We start from the raw sequence: 14,095 nt of genomic DNA on the forward strand, positions 1-14,095 counted from the left end.
GCCTGAGAAGCAGCGTTTTTCCCTCCTGAGACCTGGGCCGGAGCTCCTATCGGGCTGGTTTTCAGGGTTTCAGCGGCTCAGAGCTCCCCTTTTGGTGTGTTTTGCCCCTTTGGGGCTCTCTGATCACTGCCGTCTGGGCACACCTAAGGAACGCCTTACCAGTAAGGAGATGGTGTCGGGGCAGAAGCGCCACGATCTGGTAGCGGAACAGGGGATCGGCCAGCACACCCCGGCCGCTGCTGCGCTCTCCGGTGATCACCAGATCCACAGAGCCATCCAGCAGGCCCGGCAGGGGATCGAACTGGGCGCCGAGGCGCCCATCCAGCTCTACATCGCCATGGCCGTCGCGGAAGGTGAGCATCGCCGGCAGCAGCTAGTCGATGCAGGAGTGGCACTCCAGCGTGATGAACAGGCGCCCGGCGGCGCCGATCACCATGCGCTGCAGATCGTCCTCGGCGGCCTCGATTTCCGGCAGCACCACCTGTGCGCAGCGCAGCAGGCGACGACCCGCCGCCGTGAGCACCGCGGGCCGGCGATCCCTTTCCACCAGCCGGAGCTTCAGCTGTCGCTCCAGATCCCGCAGCAGATGGGAGAGGCCCGACTGGGTGCAGTGCAGGCTGCGGGCCGCCGCGGTGAGGGAGGAATGGCGGGAAATGGCCTCCAGAGCGCGCAGGTGATGGAGTTCGAACATGGGCGGGCCCGCGGAGGCATGAACCATGAGCCGCACTCATCATCGCGGATGGCATGGCCCTCCGGCATGGTGCTGGCCTCCCCACAGGCGGCAGGGGGAGGCTGGCCACCATCGTCAGCGCCCGCACGGCCATGCCCAGCCAGCCCACGACCCCCCTGCCGCCCCGGATCACCGGCGGCGACGGCACCGCCTGGGTGCAGCCCTTCCTGCACCAGCATTTTGTCCAGGTGGGGGCCATGGCCTGGCAGGGTCTGCAGCTCTCGGGACGCGGCCTGGTCGTCTGTGAGGTGGAGCTGCCCCAGGGGCGCCCCATCCACTGGGCGACCGAGCCCGTTCCCCATCGCCTGGGGTACTGGCCCAGGGGCGAGGTGACCGCCCAGCTGCGGGCCCTGGGACTGGACACCGTCGACCGCGGCCTGCTGCAAAACGCCCTTGTCACCTACGAAGCGGGCACCGAGCTGGTGGCGCTGATGCTGGCGTCAGCGGAGCCCACCATCGTGCAGTTGCGGCGCATGCGGATCACCCCGGCGGAGTGTCACCGGCAGGTGCAGCGGCGCCGCAGCGAGTTCTGCGGTGTGGGCCGATGAGCGCGCCGCCACACTCCATCACGAGGGTCGACTTCGTGCTCGGCCCCTACAGGGCCAGCCGCAACGACCGGGCGGCCTGGCAGGTGCTCAACACCCTGGTGCCCTATCTGCTGCTCTGGTGGCTGACCCTGCGGGCGGCGGCGGTGTTGCTGTGGCTGCCGCCGCCGTTGATCCTGCTGCTGAGCCTGTTCTCGGTGCGCTGCTTCTCCCTGATGCACGACTGCGGCCACCGTTCCCTGTTCCGTCAACGCTGGCTGAACCGCGGCTTCGGGTTTGTGCTCGGACTCGTCAACGGGGTGCCGCAGCTGGCCTGGTCACTGGACCATGCCGATCACCACCGCACCAATGGCGACTGGGACCGCTACCGCAGCGTCATCGACATGCTGAGCGTCGATGAGTTCCTGCGACTGGACCCGCTTCAGCGCCCCCTCTACGCCACGCTGCGCCATCCGCTGATGGCCTTCCCAGGAGGGTTCTTCTACCTGGCCATCAAGCCCCGACTCGATCTGTTGTCCGGGCTGGTCGCCCGCATCGGCGGCGGCTCAGCCGCGGGCGCATGGGCCTCCCGGGAGGAGTTCGTCGACCTGCTGCTGTGCAATCTGGTGTGGGTGGGGGGCGTGGTGCTGCTGGGCTAGTGGCAGGGGTTCGGGCTGTTTCTGGGGATCTATGCCGCCGTACTCACGCTTTCGGCAGCGATCTTCATCGATGTGTTCTTCGTCCAGCACATCTTCGAAGACAGCTATGCCCATCGCAGCGAGGGATGGAGCCACCTTGAGGGAGCCCTCCGGGGCACGAGCCTGCTGCATCTGCCACCGGTTCTGGCCTGGTTCACCGCCGACATCGGCTTCCACAACATTCATCACCTCTGTGAACGCATCCCCAACTACCAGCTGCGGGCCTGCCACGAACACAACCAGCACCTGCTGGCCGACGTGCCGACGCTGACCCTGGGGACGATGCTGGCCTGCGCCAGCTACCTGCTCTGGAATTCCCACCAGGACCGACTGGTGACGATCGCGAGCTTGAGTGAGGCTCAAGCCGTAAAATCGTGACGCCAAAGCCTCGCCGACCCAGCATAAAAGCACCACCGAGTGTCATAAATGAGACACTGAACCGCTGCGTATCCATGGCATTGGCGGGGGCAGCTCCCTTAGATTCACCAAAACAATGATCCTTTCTCCATGCATCGCGCCAGATCATCCCTTGCCATGTTTCTGGGATTGGGGTTATCGACCATCACGGTGACTGACCTGGAATTGCGGGCGGCCTCGTCGTCGTCGTCCGATGGCGAGAGCCAGGCCCCTTCGGCTGTCAGGGCCTGGCACGTCGCTCAAGGGGGAGAGGGAGGGGGAGGGGGAGCCATGAGTGAAGGAGAAAAGGCCAATGCCTCCTTTCAGGACAAACTCACTCCCCCCGAATTGTTGAAGGAGCTGCGGATGGGAGGCTATGTGATCTATTTCCGTCACGCCCAGACTGACCGCGACTATGCCGATCAGGCTGACAAGGCCATGAAGTTGACTGACTGCAACACCCAGCGCAAGCTCAGTATTGTGGGTATCCAGCAGGCGACCGATATCGGTGCGGCCTTCCGTGCCAAAGACATTCCCGTTGGTCTGGTGTTAGCCAGCCAGTACTGCCGGGCCTGGAAGACAGCAGATCTGGCATTCGGCCGTCACCAGCAGGAACCGCTTCTGAACTTTCTGCCCTTTGAGGATTACACGGAGCAGCAGGTTCAGCAGATGAAGCAGAATCTGATGCCGCTGCTTACGGCGGTTCCCAGACAGGGAACCAACAGCATCATTGTTGGCCATGACGACCTTTTCGAGGCCGCCACAGGGATTTACCCGGAGCCGCAAGGCATGGCCTATGTGCTGAAACCTGATGGCCGAGGTGGATTTGTACTGATCGCCAATGTTCTCCCCGATGAGTGGGCTGGGCTGTGAGCGGCGCCCGAAGTCTGCTAGTCATGCAGGGTTGCTGGTAGCCGAAGCACCTGGCTCCTGATCGCAACACACCGGACCAGACAAGCCCAGCCCAGTCCAGCTCAGCCCACACCGGTGTAAGGAGTCTGTTGCCTGGGGTTCATAGCCGACCATCGGAGATCAGCACCCCATCTCCGGCTCCCATGAAACGGTTCCTCGGCCCCCGGCCCCTGGGCCTGCTGCTGGCTCTCGTTCCAGCGGCGGCGCACGCCCATGCCGAGCACGGCCCTGGCGGTGGGTTCGTGGCCGGGTTTGTCCATCCGATCAGCGGCCCCGACCATGTGGTGGCGATGGTAGCCGTCGGCCTCTGGGGCGCGTTGCTGGGGGCGCCGGCCCTCTGGGAGCTGCCGGTGGCCTTTCCGCTGGTGATGGCGTTCGGCGGGCTGCTGGGCCTGCTGCGGATCCCAATCCCCGGGGTCGAGATCGCCATCGCCGTGTCGGGGTTGGTGCTGGGTCTGATGGTGCTGTTCGAGGTGAAGGCTCCGCTCTGGTTGGCGGCGCTGATCGTGGCGGCCTTCGCGGTGTTCCGCGGCCATGCCCACGGCAGTGAACTCCCCGCCGGCGTCGATGCCCTCGCCTACAGCCTGGCCTTCGTGATCGCCACCGGGCTGCTGCACCTGGTGGGGATTCTGCTGGGGGAGACCAGCCGCTGGCCCGGTGACGCTGCTTCGTACAGGCGGCCGGTGCCCTGATGGGGCTGTTCTTCCTGGAGCGGGCCCTGGCATGAGGCCGGTTTGGCGCCGATGCCTCAACGTTGGGGCGGCCGTGTTCCTGATGGCGGCCCCACACGCTGGACTTCAGCCATCTGCAGGCCTGGAGCCTGAACCTCAACGGCTCCGTCTGGGATCCCGCCAGCCTGAGCAGCTTTTGGTTCGAACTGGTGAACGGTGCTTACGGCAATGTCTACCGCGCCAAGGCCCTGATGAACCTGCCCGATGGCCGGGCCTTCTTTTGCAACTGGATGGTGAGCCGCGAGGGCTCGCAGTTCCTCCCCTTGCAGACGATCGCACAGCCCGACGGTCGCCCGGAGCGCCTGTCGCGCCTGGTCGTGCAGGGCAAGGATCTCGATCCCGCCGCCATCGAGGCCACCCTCGCCGACTGCCTGCTCAGCGATGCGGTGCTGGAGCTGCAGCAGGCACCCCTGCGCCAACGGAAGGCCCCGCCCCATCCATCCCCTGCCGCCTGATCGACATGACCCATGCCGTGATCTCCTGCCTGCACGCCAACCTCGCTGCCCTGGAGGCCGTGCTCGCCGACATCGACCAGCGGAGCATCACCACCATCACCTGCCTGGGGGATCAGGTGGGTTATGGCCCCCAGCCCAATGAGGTGGTGAATCTGGTTCGCGAGCGTGCCATCCCCAGCTGCCAGGGCTGCTGGGATGAGGACATCATCGAGGGGCTCAACTCCTGTGAGTGCAGCTACCCCTCTCAGCTGGCGGAACGGCGCGGTCATCAGGCCCATCAATGGACTGCCGAGCAGCTGAGCGAGGAGAACAAGGCCTTCCTCGCCAGCCTGCCGATGTCCTTGCGACGCGATCGGCTGCTGTTTGTGCATGGCAGTCCCAACAGTCAGCACGAATACCTGCTGCCCGACATGGATGCCTTTGCCGCTCTGGAGCGGGTGCAGACGGCCGATGCCGACACCCTGTTCTGCGGCCATACCCACCGCCCCTACGTTCGTGAGCTGCGGGATGGCGTCATCCGTGTGCGCGTGCAGGCGCCGACGGATCCGCAGTCACCAGCCGAGCGGGAGATGGCCTTGCCCGTGCGCCGCATCGTCAACGCCGGCTCTGTGGGTGAGCCGCGCCATGGCAACACCCACGCCACCTATGTGATTCACGACGAGGCCACCGGCAACGTCGAGATCCGCGAAGTGCCTTACGACGTGGAGCGCACCTGCAGGGCGATTGTTGAGGTTGGACTGCCGCCGGTGTTCGCCTGGCGTCTGCGCCATGGCTTTGAGTACGCCGAGCGGGCCGATGACGCCAGCCACGTGTGTGAGCGCTGATGGCACGCTGGGCACTGGTGAGTGGGTTGCAGGGCGACCTTGCGCTCTACGAGGCGATTCAACGGGATCTGCGCCAGCTGGGCCGAGTCGACACCCTGTTTGTGTTGGGTGATCTGATTGGTCCCGATCGGGATGCCAATGCTCTGCTGGCTCGGCTACAGGATCCCCGCCGCGGAGAGCTGGCGCCTCAGTGCATCTACGGCTGGTGGGAAGAGCAGTTGCTCGCCGAACGCGGCTATCGCGGTGAGCGGCAGGCTGACCCTCTGCGTCAGCAGTTCGGCCAGGCCGCCGTGGAGGCGCTGGAGCAGGCCGTTGATCCAGGACATCTGGCCTGGCTAGCAGCCCTGCAGTTCGGCTTCATCGAACTGGATTGCGCCCTGCTGCATGGCAGCTCTGCCGATGTGGGCGACAACCTGGGTCCAGACAGCTCGCCGCTGTTGCTGCTGGACCGGCTCACCCGGATGGATGTGAACCGCCTGTTCACCGCCCGCAGCGGCCAGCAGTTCCGGCTTGAGCTCACCGGCGGTGGCATCGCTTCTCAGGTGCAGGATCTGGAGGGCCAACGGCAGCAGCAGCAGAGCGTTCCGCAGCGTCAGGTGATCGGCATCGGCGCTGGCGTCCACTACACCCTCTACGACCCAGGCAGCGATCGCCTCGACTTCTTCATTGCTGGCACCAAACCCAAGCAGCGGGCACGGGGGTTTGCATGACACCGCGGCTGGAGGGAACGCTGGAGACCCTGCAGATGGACCTGGCCGGGCGGCAGCTGCGCTTGGTGCTGGAGCGCCGGGGGCCGCAGGGGGCGCCCCTGTGGCTGCTGCTGCCCGCACTGAGCACGGTGTCGAGCCGGGGCGAATGGACAGCATTGGCCGAGGCGGTTGGTGATCAACGCCAGCTGGTGAGCTTCGACTGGCCCGGTTTCGGCGACAGCGAACGCCCCGCGATCACGTATGACGCCGCCCTGCTGCGCTCGGCACTGCGGGCCGTCCTCTCCTATCTGCGCACCACAACCCGCCAGCGCCCCACCGTGATCGCCGTCGGCCACAGCGCCTCGGTGGCCCTGGGGCTGGCGGCGGAATGGTCTGGCCTGTGGCAGGAGGTGGTGCTGGTGGCCCCCACCTGGCGCGGCCCTCTGCCGACGATGACCGGCTGGCCCTCCCGGCGGTTCGGCTGGTTGCGGCAGCTTGTCGCGTCACCCTTCATCGGACCGGTTCTCTACCGGCTCAACACCAGCCGGCCGGTGCTGCGCCTGATGCTGCGGCGTCATGTGTGGGTCGCCCCCGCCCTGCTCACGCCGGCGCGGATCCGCGAACAGCAGCTGCTGGCCAGGCGCTCCGGGGCACGCTTCGCCAGTGTGGCGTTCGTGAGTGGCGGCCTTGATCCAGCAGACGATCGCGCCTGGTGGTTGCAGCAGGCGCGCCTGCTGCAATGCCCGCTGCAGGTGGTGCTGGCTGCCGAGGCCCCACCACGCTCCAAGACAGAGATGGAGGCTCTGGGCTGGGAGGCGGCCGATCAGCTCAGCGTGATTCCAGGGCGTCTCGGTCTCCACCAGGAATTTGGCGCACTGCTGGCCCGGCAGTTGCTGGAGAGCGACGGGTCGTTTGGCTGACCACCAGCGCCAGCAGAAAGCCCGCAAATTGCACGATCACCACACAGGGTCCGGAGGGCAGGTTGGTGAGGCCTGAACCCAGCAGGCCCAGCAGGGCACAGCCACCGCCGAGGCCCGCCGAGACAAGGGCATAGACCGGAAAGTGGCGGCTGACCAGCCGCCCGGCGCAGGCCGGAATCACCACAAAGGCACTGATCAGCAGCACCCCCACCGCCTTGATCGACACCGCGACCACCACCGCCAGCAGCACGATGAAGGCCAGGCGGTGACGGCTGGCGCCCACCCCGAAGGCTCCGGCCAGATCGCTGTTGAGGGTGAGCAGCACCTGGGCGCGCAGGCTCAAGGCGAGATAGGTTGTGGCAATCACCAACAGCAGTGCAATCACGGCCAGGTCGTGCCAGCTGATGCCGAGGATGTCGCCGAACAGCAGCTGCTGGATGCCGCCGCGATAGGTCTCCACCAGGCTCAGCGCCACCACCGCGAAGGCCAGAGAGGTGGAGTACACGATGTTGAGCAGGGCGTCTGCCGGCAGACCGCTGCGGGCCACCAGCTGGTTCACCAGCAAGGCGAACAGCACCGCGAACGGGATCAGCACCAGGGTGGGATTCACCCCCAGCAGGATTCCCAGGCTGATGCCCAGCAGGGCGGAATGGCCCAGGGCATCACTGAAGAACGAGAGCTGGCGCAACACCGCGAAACTGCCAAGCAGCCCGCCCAGGGCACCGGTGAGCAGGCCACCGAGCAGGGCCCGCTGCATGAACGGCTCGGCCAGAACGGACCGGATGGCTGTCAGGTCCGTCATGGGCGCTGAGCACCGGCGTGGTTGTGCTGATGCCGGTAGGGCACCACGTTGGGCCCGTAGAGCTCCAGCAAGCGGTCGGGGCTGAGGGCGTGATCAGGGCTGCCGCTGCAGCGCAGACGGCGGTTGAGGCAGAGCACCTGATCGCAGCTGCGCCGCACCATCTCCAGATCGTGGGACACCTGCAGCACGGTCCAGCCCTCCTGGCGGCGCAGCTCCAGCAGCAGCTGATGGAACTGCTCGGTCGACGGCACATCCAGGCCTGCCTGGGCCTCATCCAGCACCAGCAAACGCCTGGGACGCACCACACAGAACGCCAGCAGCACCCGCTTGAGCTGGCCACCGGAGAGTTCACTCAGGAGGCGATCGCCAAGATCGGCGCAGCCCGTGCGCTGCAGGGCCTGCTGGATCGCCTGACGGCGGCCGCGGCTGCCACCAGCCAGCCAGGCCAGGTTCAGGCCCGGCAGATCAAAGCCAAACCCAACAAACTCGCTCACTGTCAGGGGGAAACGGCCCTGCAAGGCCAGGGTCTGGGGCAGGTAGGCGATCTGGGAACGAACCGAGCGTGGAAGCTCTCCGGCAGGACCGAGTTCCTGGCCCAGGATCCGCACCGAACCGCCCGACCTGGGCAACAGCCCCAGCAAAGCCGCCACCAGGGTGCTCTTGCCTGCGCCGTTGGGCCCCACCAGGGCGGTGTCGGTCTCTGGGGCCAGGGAGAAGCTGACCCCATCAACCGCCAGCAGGCCGTCGCGCAGAACGCTCAGGTTCTGCACCTGCGCCACCGGAGGCGATCCCATCAGCTCTCAACCTCCAAAGGCCTGGATCAGATCGGCTGTGTTGCGCCGCATGACTTGGAGATAGGTTCCAGGGTCCTTGGAGGATTCCAAACTGCCGGTCTCTAGTGGGTCAAACACACTGACCTTGACCCCAAGATCCTTCGCCAGGGTGTTGAACGAGCGCTGGCCTTCCTGCGGTTCGCTCAGCAGCGCCTTGAGCTGGGTTGTCCTCACCTCAGCCGCCACCCGCTGCAGATCGGCCGGGTTGGGGTTCAGTTCCGGCACATCCACCAGGAACTCGGCCTTGAGGCCATAGCGATCAGCGAAGTATGGGGCGAAATCGTGGAAGGCGATGAAGGTTTTGCCGCTGTAGGGCTTGAGCTTGCCTGCGATCTCGCTGTTCAGTTGCCGCAGCTGGGTGATGTACGCAGCTGCATTGCGCTTGTAACCCTCAGCGCAGCTGGGGTCAGCCTTGATCAGCCCGTCGCGGATGGTTTCCACCTGCTGCACGGCCCGCAGTGGATCCAGCCAGATGTGGGGGTTCACCGCCCCATGGGCATGTCCATGGCCCTCGTCCTCTCCATGCTCATGGCCATGGTCAGAGCCATGCTCATGGCCGTGTTCCGCTTCTTCTTCTGGCGAGTCGATGGTGGTGATGCCACGGCTGGAATCAATCACAGCCAGCTTGCTGTTGCCAGCCGAGGCCACCAGCTTGTCCAGAAAGCCCTCCATCTCCAGCCCGTTTTTGACGAGCACGCGGGCCTGGCGCAGCGCCGCCAGATCTCCTGGCTTGGCCTGGAAGTCGTGGGGACCTGTGCTCGGTGGAATCAGGGCGGTGACCGTGGCGCAGTCGCCCGCCACGGCGCGGGTGAACAGGGTGATCGGCAGGAAGGTGGTGACCACCTTGAAGGCCTTGCCCGCCGTGGCATCAGGGGGCTCCGGGCGGGGTGCACCGCAGGCGGCCAAAAGCAGGACCCCGATCAGCCCCCCGGTCCGTTTCAACAGGGCTTGGAGCCCGGCAGGCAATCGCATCCGAAGCTTCCTGGCAAGAATGGTTCTCATTCTATAGCTGAGCCTTGAAGCCGGACCCTGCGCGCTGGTGCTGCCGTTCGCGCGGCGGCACCGCCACCGGCCACAGCCACCAGCGCCCGTTGGCATCACCGGCGGCCAGGTGGCGGCCATCCGGTCGCCAAGCCAGAGCGTTGAAGCCGCTTCCCTGGCCCTCGAGCGGCTGCAACATGCGCCCGCGACTATCCCAGAGCGCCACAGTGCCGTCGCTGGAGGCACTGGCCAGCAGGGTGCTCCCGGGCGCAAAGGCCAGGGCATTGACGCGTTTTTCGTGCCACAGCGACGGTTCGGGCTGCCAGGCCTTTTCACCCTGCTTCACCTGTGTCCACAGGATCACGGCCTCTGCGGCGGCACTGGCCAGCAGCGGGGCCAGGCGGCCGGACTGCTCGCTCCAGGCCAGCTGGCGCACCTTCGCGGGAAAACCGCTGAACTGCCAGGGCTGGCCATGGCAGCCCTGCGGCCACACCAGCAGGGAGCGATCCAGCATCCCGCAGGCCAGATGATGACCCGGTCCGGAGAAGGCCAGGGTCAGGCCGGCCGAGGCGATCGGGTTGCGCAGCGGCGGATCGGCCGGCGTGCTCAGGCATGGCTGCCACAGCACCAGCTCACCGTGGCAGCTGGCAGCCAGCTGCACCCCATCGGCGCTCCAGGCCAGGGCCTGAATGGTGCCAGGCAATTCCAGCGGTGGCTCACGCCACCGACGAGTGGCCCCATCCCAGAGCCGCAACTCTCGCCCGGCCGCCACCGCCAGCAGCAGGCCACCGGGCTGCCAGGCCGCCGCATCAATCCAGCCGCCGCCCAACGGGATCGGATCCATGGCCAGCGGCCGCACGCCTGTGCCGCCCAGCTCCCAGAGCAGCAGCTCGCCGTCCTGGCCGGCGGCCATCAGGAACTGGCCGTCCTCGCTGAAACCCACCACGTCAAGGCTGCTGTCATGGTCGCCCCGCAGCAGCTCCTCACAGCCGGCGCGGAAATCGAGCAGCAGCAATTCACCACCGGTGCTGGTGATGGCTAGAAACTCACCATCAACCGACCAGGCCATCGCCGAGATCGGCTGCTGCAGATCGCCGCAGAGCCGTTCGCTCACCAGCGGGGCCGGGGGTGCCACCGACAGCTCAGGCGACACAGGCCAGGAAGCCGGCTCGCAGGGCCTCGGCATCGAGATCACGGCCGATGATCACCAACTCGGTGCGGCGCGGCTCCGCGGGCTTCCAGGGGCGATCGAAATCGCCATCGAGCAGCATGTGCACTGACTGGAACACGTAGCGACGGGCCTCTCCCTGCAGCTGGATGATGCCCTTCATCCGGAACAGATCAGGGCCGCGCTCGGCCACCAGATCCGACAGCCAGCGCCCCAGCTTCTCGAGGTCCATCGGCCGTTCCTCCACCAGGGCCACCGAGCCCACGGCATCGTCGTGCTCATGGGCGTGCTCGTCCACCAAAAAGCCCGGATCGAGGCTCAGGGCCCGCTCCAGCTCAAAGGCTTCCACCCCCAGCAGCTCCTGCATCGGCACATCGGCGTTCTCGCTCGTGATCAGGCGGGCCACGGGGTTGATGGCGCGCACCCGCCGCTCGATCGCCGCCCGATCGGCATCGCTCACCAGATCGGCCTTGTTGAGCACCAGCACATCGGCAAAGGCCAGCTGCTCCTGCACTTCCTCGGCCTCCCAGTGCTGCTCCACATGCTTGAGGTCTACCAACGTGACCACCGCGTCCAGCCGCAGCTCATCGCGCAGGTCTTCATCCACAAAGAACGTCTGGATCACCGGCGCCGGATCGGCCAGGCCGGTGGTTTCAATCACCAGGTGATCGAAGCGGTCGCGCCGCTTCATCAGGTTGCCAATGATCCGGATGAGATCACCGCGCACGGTGCAGCAGATGCAGCCGTTGTTCATCTCGAAGATCTCTTCATCGGCATCCACCACCAACTGGTTGTCGATGCCCACCTCCCCGAATTCATTCACGATCACCGCCACCTTGAGGCCGTGCTCATGGGTGAGGATCCGGTTCAGCAGGGTGGTCTTGCCGGCGCCGAGGTAACCGGTGAGCACGGTCACGGGCAGCCGCTCGGCAGCGGGAACAGGGCTGGAGAAGGCCATGGAAGCGACAGGGAGACAGCATCCCCTAGGGTAATAATGGTTCTCGTTCTAGCAGCTTGATCTCCTGGCGCCATGCCCATGGCTCACTACGCCCATCCATCCGATCGGGCACCGCAGACCCTTGGGCCCCGGCAGCAGGCCTTGCTGAGCCTGCTGTGCGAGGCGGATGTCGAGCTCAGCGGCCAGGAGCTGCATGAACGGCTGAGGCAGGGCTCCCAGCGGCATGGCCTGGCCACCGTGTACCGGAACCTGCGACTCCTCCAACGCTCCGGTCTGGTGCGCTGCCGCAAGTTGACCAATGGGGAGAGCGTCTATGCCCCCCTGGAGCGCGATGACCATCACCTGACCTGCGTGAGCTGCGGCCACAGCGAACCGTTGCCGATCTGCCCGGTGGGAACCGGTGGCCTCGGCCTGAACATGGTGCTGCTGCAGGGGTTCAAGCCCCTGTTTCACACCTTCGAGATCCACGGCCTCTGCCGTTCCTGCCAGCAGAGCGAGCCGTTGGCCCATGGCTGACCTCGTGATTGTCGGGGCCGGGCCCCAGGCTCTCACCCTCAGTTGTCTCATGCTGCAGAAGCGACCGCGGCTGCAGCGGCGCCTGCGGATCGTTGACCCCAGCGGCCGCTGGCTGAGCCGCTGGCACCGGCAGATGGACCAGTACGAGATTCCCTGGCTGCGCTCCCCCTCACCCCATCACCCCCATCCGAACGCCCATGCCCTGCGGCAGTTTGCGCAGTCCCGGCAGCGCAGCCGTCAGCTGGGGGGCCCCTATGGCCTCCCCCACACCGATCTGTTCGGGGACTTCTGCCGCCAGGTCATCAGCGAATACCAGCTGACTGAGGGCGTACGGGCCGCGAGCGTGGAGCGCATCCGGCTTCCCAAGGTGGGAGGCGGCCCGATGGAGCTGGCACTCAGCGATGCCACCACCGTGGCCGCCTGCCGGTTGGTGATTGCCACGGGGAGCGGCACACCTCAGATGCCCGCCTGGGTCGGGGAGATCGCAGGCGACCCTCCGCTAGACGCGCTGCTGCACAGCGACAGGATCCATCTCCCGTCGCTGTACTCACTGCAGGGCCAACGGATCCTGATCGTGGGCGGCGGGCTCACCAGCGCCCATCTGGCCCTGGGCGCGCTGCGGCGGGGTGCGCTGGTGCATCTGCTCTGTCGGCGGAGCCTGAAGCACAAGCCCTTCGATGCCGATCCGGGCTGGCTTGGGCCCAAATACCTCAAGGCCTTTCATGCCGAACCCTGCATGCGGCGGCGTCATCGGCAGGTGCTGGAGGCCCGCGACGGTGGCTCCATCACGCCGGAGACGGCCGCCCAGCTGAGGCTGGCCCAGCGCGCAGGGGCGCTGCAGCTCCACGAACACTGCGAGGTGCATTCAGCGCGATGGTGCGCCAGTCACTGGTCTGTGCGCTGCACGGATGGCCATGGACTTGATGTCGATCGGATCTGGCTCGCCACAGGGCACCGCCAGGGCGTCAGCCAGCACCCACTGTTGCGGCAGGTACAGGAGCAGCATCCGATCGACTTGGTCAACGACTGGCCCGTGCTGGACTCCGACCTGCGCTGGCCAGGCAGCGCCGTGCACGTGATGGGTGCTCTCTGTGCCCTGCAGATCGGCCCCGCTGCCCGGAATCTGTTCGGCGGGCGGGAGGCAGCCCAGCGCATCTGCCGGGCTGTGATCAAACAGTGATCAGCGCCACCAGATCCCTGCACCAGCAGGGCTGTGCTGTTCCAGCGATCGCAAGATTCGGCACTCAGATCACGACCATGGTGCCGAACAGGCTGCCTTAAGGATTGCAGGCCGGTTACTTGGCCAGTTCGGGCTGAATGAATGAAGCGGGACTTCTTGATAGCCGGCCTCAGGGGCTATGGAAGACCGGGAGGCACTTGGCCTCCAGCATCTTGCTTTAATCTGGATCCGTAAAAAACCAACAGCTGGCGCATGCGCGCGTCGCGGCCAGTTGGCTGGGGCTGTGGTGCATTGCCCTCGCCATAGCTGTGTGTCTGCTTGAGCGACACCTTCTCTTGGTCAGTGGTGGCGACAGGCTCCGGCAGATCGTTCCTGTGCCAGTCAGGCCCCTTCCGCATAGCTGCCGTCATCGCAGCTGCCATGGCAACAGGAGATGCGAGCGCAGCCCGGACGGGGCGCTCGCAGCACCACAGCCGTGATGGGAGATGCCCTTCTCCTCCTTCTTCTCTGACTCCAGCCGCCCCAGCAGCGGCACCTCTCCAGCCCCCCTGGCCCCTGTTGCCCCGTGGCAGCTCTACAGCCAGCCTCAGCAGCAACCCAACCAAGGCCCTGCTGGCGCCAGCGCTGCCCCAGCCACTGGCCCTGAGCCCAGCGACACCGACGAGGATGACCTCGGCGGCAAGGACGTGGGCGGCAGCGACGACAACCTCGATCCCGTCGCCCCCCCCTCTGCCAGGAAAGTTGACGCCTCTCCATCCCGACCACTTTTTCCACCAGG

15 protein-coding genes and 2 pseudogenes are annotated in these 14,095 nt (G+C 66.2%); 10 read left to right on the forward strand and 7 right to left on the reverse strand.

Features of this window, described 5'->3' with window-relative positions; translation table 11 throughout:
• Positions 1-61: 61 nt before the first annotated feature.
• On the reverse strand, positions 62-361 hold the full coding sequence (locus ACWJI7_RS12770) for a LysR substrate-binding domain-containing protein (protein WP_479938410.1): 300 nt from the start codon (positions 359-361) through the stop codon (positions 62-64).
• 12 nt (positions 362-373) lie between these two features.
• Positions 374-691, reverse strand: coding sequence for a LysR family transcriptional regulator (locus ACWJI7_RS12775; RefSeq protein WP_479938411.1), 318 nt, complete (start codon positions 689-691; stop codon positions 374-376).
• A 53-nt stretch (positions 692-744) separates the two neighbouring features.
• Between ACWJI7_RS12775 and ACWJI7_RS12780 the strand changes: the two genes are divergently transcribed.
• From ACWJI7_RS12780 to ACWJI7_RS12815, 8 genes and pseudogenes are all read left to right on the forward strand, one after another.
• Positions 745-1,278: a hypothetical protein gene (locus ACWJI7_RS12780; protein WP_479938413.1), complete on the forward strand. Its 534-nt coding sequence runs from the start codon at positions 745-747 to the stop codon at positions 1,276-1,278.
• Positions 1,275-2,330 (forward strand): annotated as a pseudogene (locus ACWJI7_RS12785) (fatty acid desaturase). The gene ACWJI7_RS12780 and the pseudogene ACWJI7_RS12785 overlap by 4 nt, the downstream one beginning before the upstream one ends.
• A 129-nt stretch (positions 2,331-2,459) precedes the next feature.
• Positions 2,460-3,221: a histidine phosphatase family protein gene (locus ACWJI7_RS12790; protein ID WP_479938414.1), complete on the forward strand. Its 762-nt coding sequence runs from the start codon at positions 2,460-2,462 to the stop codon at positions 3,219-3,221.
• A 182-nt stretch (positions 3,222-3,403) separates the two neighbouring features.
• Positions 3,404-3,952: a HupE/UreJ family protein gene (locus tag ACWJI7_RS12795; protein ID WP_479938416.1), complete on the forward strand. Its 549-nt coding sequence runs from the start codon at positions 3,404-3,406 to the stop codon at positions 3,950-3,952.
• Between the two features lie 95 nt (positions 3,953-4,047).
• A pseudogene (locus ACWJI7_RS12800) lies at positions 4,048-4,446 on the forward strand (GTP-binding protein); the annotation flags it as partial.
• A gap of 5 nt (positions 4,447-4,451) precedes the next feature.
• A complete protein-coding gene (locus ACWJI7_RS12805) occupies positions 4,452-5,270 on the forward strand; it encodes a metallophosphoesterase family protein (protein ID WP_479938418.1) in 819 nt (272 codons plus the stop codon).
• Entirely contained in the window at positions 5,270-5,980 is a 711-nt protein-coding gene (locus ACWJI7_RS12810) for a phosphoesterase (RefSeq protein ID WP_479938419.1), read from the forward strand. The genes ACWJI7_RS12805 and ACWJI7_RS12810 overlap by 1 nt, the downstream gene beginning before the upstream one ends.
• The gene (locus ACWJI7_RS12815) at positions 5,977-6,879 is read left to right on the forward strand and encodes an alpha/beta fold hydrolase (protein ID WP_479938421.1); all 903 of its coding nucleotides are present in this window, start codon (positions 5,977-5,979) and stop codon (positions 6,877-6,879) included. The genes ACWJI7_RS12810 and ACWJI7_RS12815 overlap by 4 nt, the downstream gene beginning before the upstream one ends.
• On the opposite strand, the gene ACWJI7_RS12820 is transcribed toward ACWJI7_RS12815, so the two are convergent.
• The 5 genes from ACWJI7_RS12820 to ACWJI7_RS12840 form a co-directional block, all read right to left on the reverse strand.
• Positions 6,788-7,681, reverse strand: coding sequence for a metal ABC transporter permease (locus ACWJI7_RS12820; RefSeq protein ID WP_479938423.1), 894 nt, complete (start codon positions 7,679-7,681; stop codon positions 6,788-6,790). The genes ACWJI7_RS12815 and ACWJI7_RS12820 overlap by 92 nt on opposite strands.
• The gene (locus ACWJI7_RS12825; protein ID WP_479938424.1) at positions 7,678-8,475 is read right to left on the reverse strand and encodes a metal ABC transporter ATP-binding protein; all 798 of its coding nucleotides are present in this window, start codon (positions 8,473-8,475) and stop codon (positions 7,678-7,680) included. Before ACWJI7_RS12825 ends, ACWJI7_RS12820 begins: the two co-directional genes overlap by 4 nt.
• Before the next feature lie 6 nt (positions 8,476-8,481).
• Positions 8,482-9,456: a metal ABC transporter solute-binding protein, Zn/Mn family gene (locus ACWJI7_RS12830; protein WP_479938425.1), complete on the reverse strand. Its 975-nt coding sequence runs from the start codon at positions 9,454-9,456 to the stop codon at positions 8,482-8,484.
• 61 nt (positions 9,457-9,517) lie between these two features.
• A complete protein-coding gene (locus ACWJI7_RS12835) occupies positions 9,518-10,630 on the reverse strand; it encodes a WD40 repeat domain-containing protein (RefSeq protein ID WP_479938427.1) in 1,113 nt (370 codons plus the stop codon).
• A gap of 7 nt (positions 10,631-10,637) precedes the next feature.
• Positions 10,638-11,621: a CobW family GTP-binding protein gene (locus tag ACWJI7_RS12840; protein WP_479938428.1), complete on the reverse strand. Its 984-nt coding sequence runs from the start codon at positions 11,619-11,621 to the stop codon at positions 10,638-10,640.
• A 78-nt stretch (positions 11,622-11,699) separates the two neighbouring features.
• Between ACWJI7_RS12840 and ACWJI7_RS12845 the strand changes: the two genes are divergently transcribed.
• Positions 11,700-12,137 (forward strand): Fur family transcriptional regulator, encoded by a 438-nt coding sequence (locus ACWJI7_RS12845; RefSeq protein ID WP_479938429.1) that lies wholly within the window; start codon positions 11,700-11,702, stop codon positions 12,135-12,137.
• Positions 12,130-13,317: an FAD/NAD(P)-binding protein gene (locus ACWJI7_RS12850; RefSeq protein WP_479938431.1), complete on the forward strand. Its 1,188-nt coding sequence runs from the start codon at positions 12,130-12,132 to the stop codon at positions 13,315-13,317. The genes ACWJI7_RS12845 and ACWJI7_RS12850 overlap by 8 nt, the downstream gene beginning before the upstream one ends.
• The last annotated feature ends 778 nt before the right edge of the window (positions 13,318-14,095 follow it).

This window comes from Cryptocyanus atlanticus LEGE 06306 (assembly GCF_056633155.1).

Bases quoted from the DNA above. Each gene is read 5' to 3' on its own strand.
- ACWJI7_RS12770 (WP_479938410.1), bottom strand. From the start codon at position 361: ATGCTCACCTTCCGCGACGGCCATGGCGATGTAGAGCTGGATGGGCGC.
- ACWJI7_RS12775 (WP_479938411.1), bottom strand. From the start codon at position 691: ATGTTCGAACTCCATCACCTGCGCGCTCTGGAGGCCATTTCCCGCCAT.
- ACWJI7_RS12780 (WP_479938413.1), top strand. From the start codon at position 745: ATGGCCCTCCGGCATGGTGCTGGCCTCCCCACAGGCGGCAGGGGGAGG.
- ACWJI7_RS12790 (WP_479938414.1), top strand. From the start codon at position 2,460: ATGCATCGCGCCAGATCATCCCTTGCCATGTTTCTGGGATTGGGGTTA.
- ACWJI7_RS12795 (WP_479938416.1), top strand. From the start codon at position 3,404: ATGAAACGGTTCCTCGGCCCCCGGCCCCTGGGCCTGCTGCTGGCTCTC.
- ACWJI7_RS12805 (WP_479938418.1), top strand. From the start codon at position 4,452: ATGACCCATGCCGTGATCTCCTGCCTGCACGCCAACCTCGCTGCCCTG.
- ACWJI7_RS12810 (WP_479938419.1), top strand. From the start codon at position 5,270: ATGGCACGCTGGGCACTGGTGAGTGGGTTGCAGGGCGACCTTGCGCTC.
- ACWJI7_RS12815 (WP_479938421.1), top strand. From the start codon at position 5,977: ATGACACCGCGGCTGGAGGGAACGCTGGAGACCCTGCAGATGGACCTG.
- ACWJI7_RS12820 (WP_479938423.1), bottom strand. From the start codon at position 7,681: ATGACGGACCTGACAGCCATCCGGTCCGTTCTGGCCGAGCCGTTCATG.
- ACWJI7_RS12825 (WP_479938424.1), bottom strand. From the start codon at position 8,475: ATGGGATCGCCTCCGGTGGCGCAGGTGCAGAACCTGAGCGTTCTGCGC.
- ACWJI7_RS12840 (WP_479938428.1), bottom strand. From the start codon at position 11,621: ATGGCCTTCTCCAGCCCTGTTCCCGCTGCCGAGCGGCTGCCCGTGACC.
- ACWJI7_RS12845 (WP_479938429.1), top strand. From the start codon at position 11,700: ATGGCTCACTACGCCCATCCATCCGATCGGGCACCGCAGACCCTTGGG.
- ACWJI7_RS12850 (WP_479938431.1), top strand. From the start codon at position 12,130: ATGGCTGACCTCGTGATTGTCGGGGCCGGGCCCCAGGCTCTCACCCTC.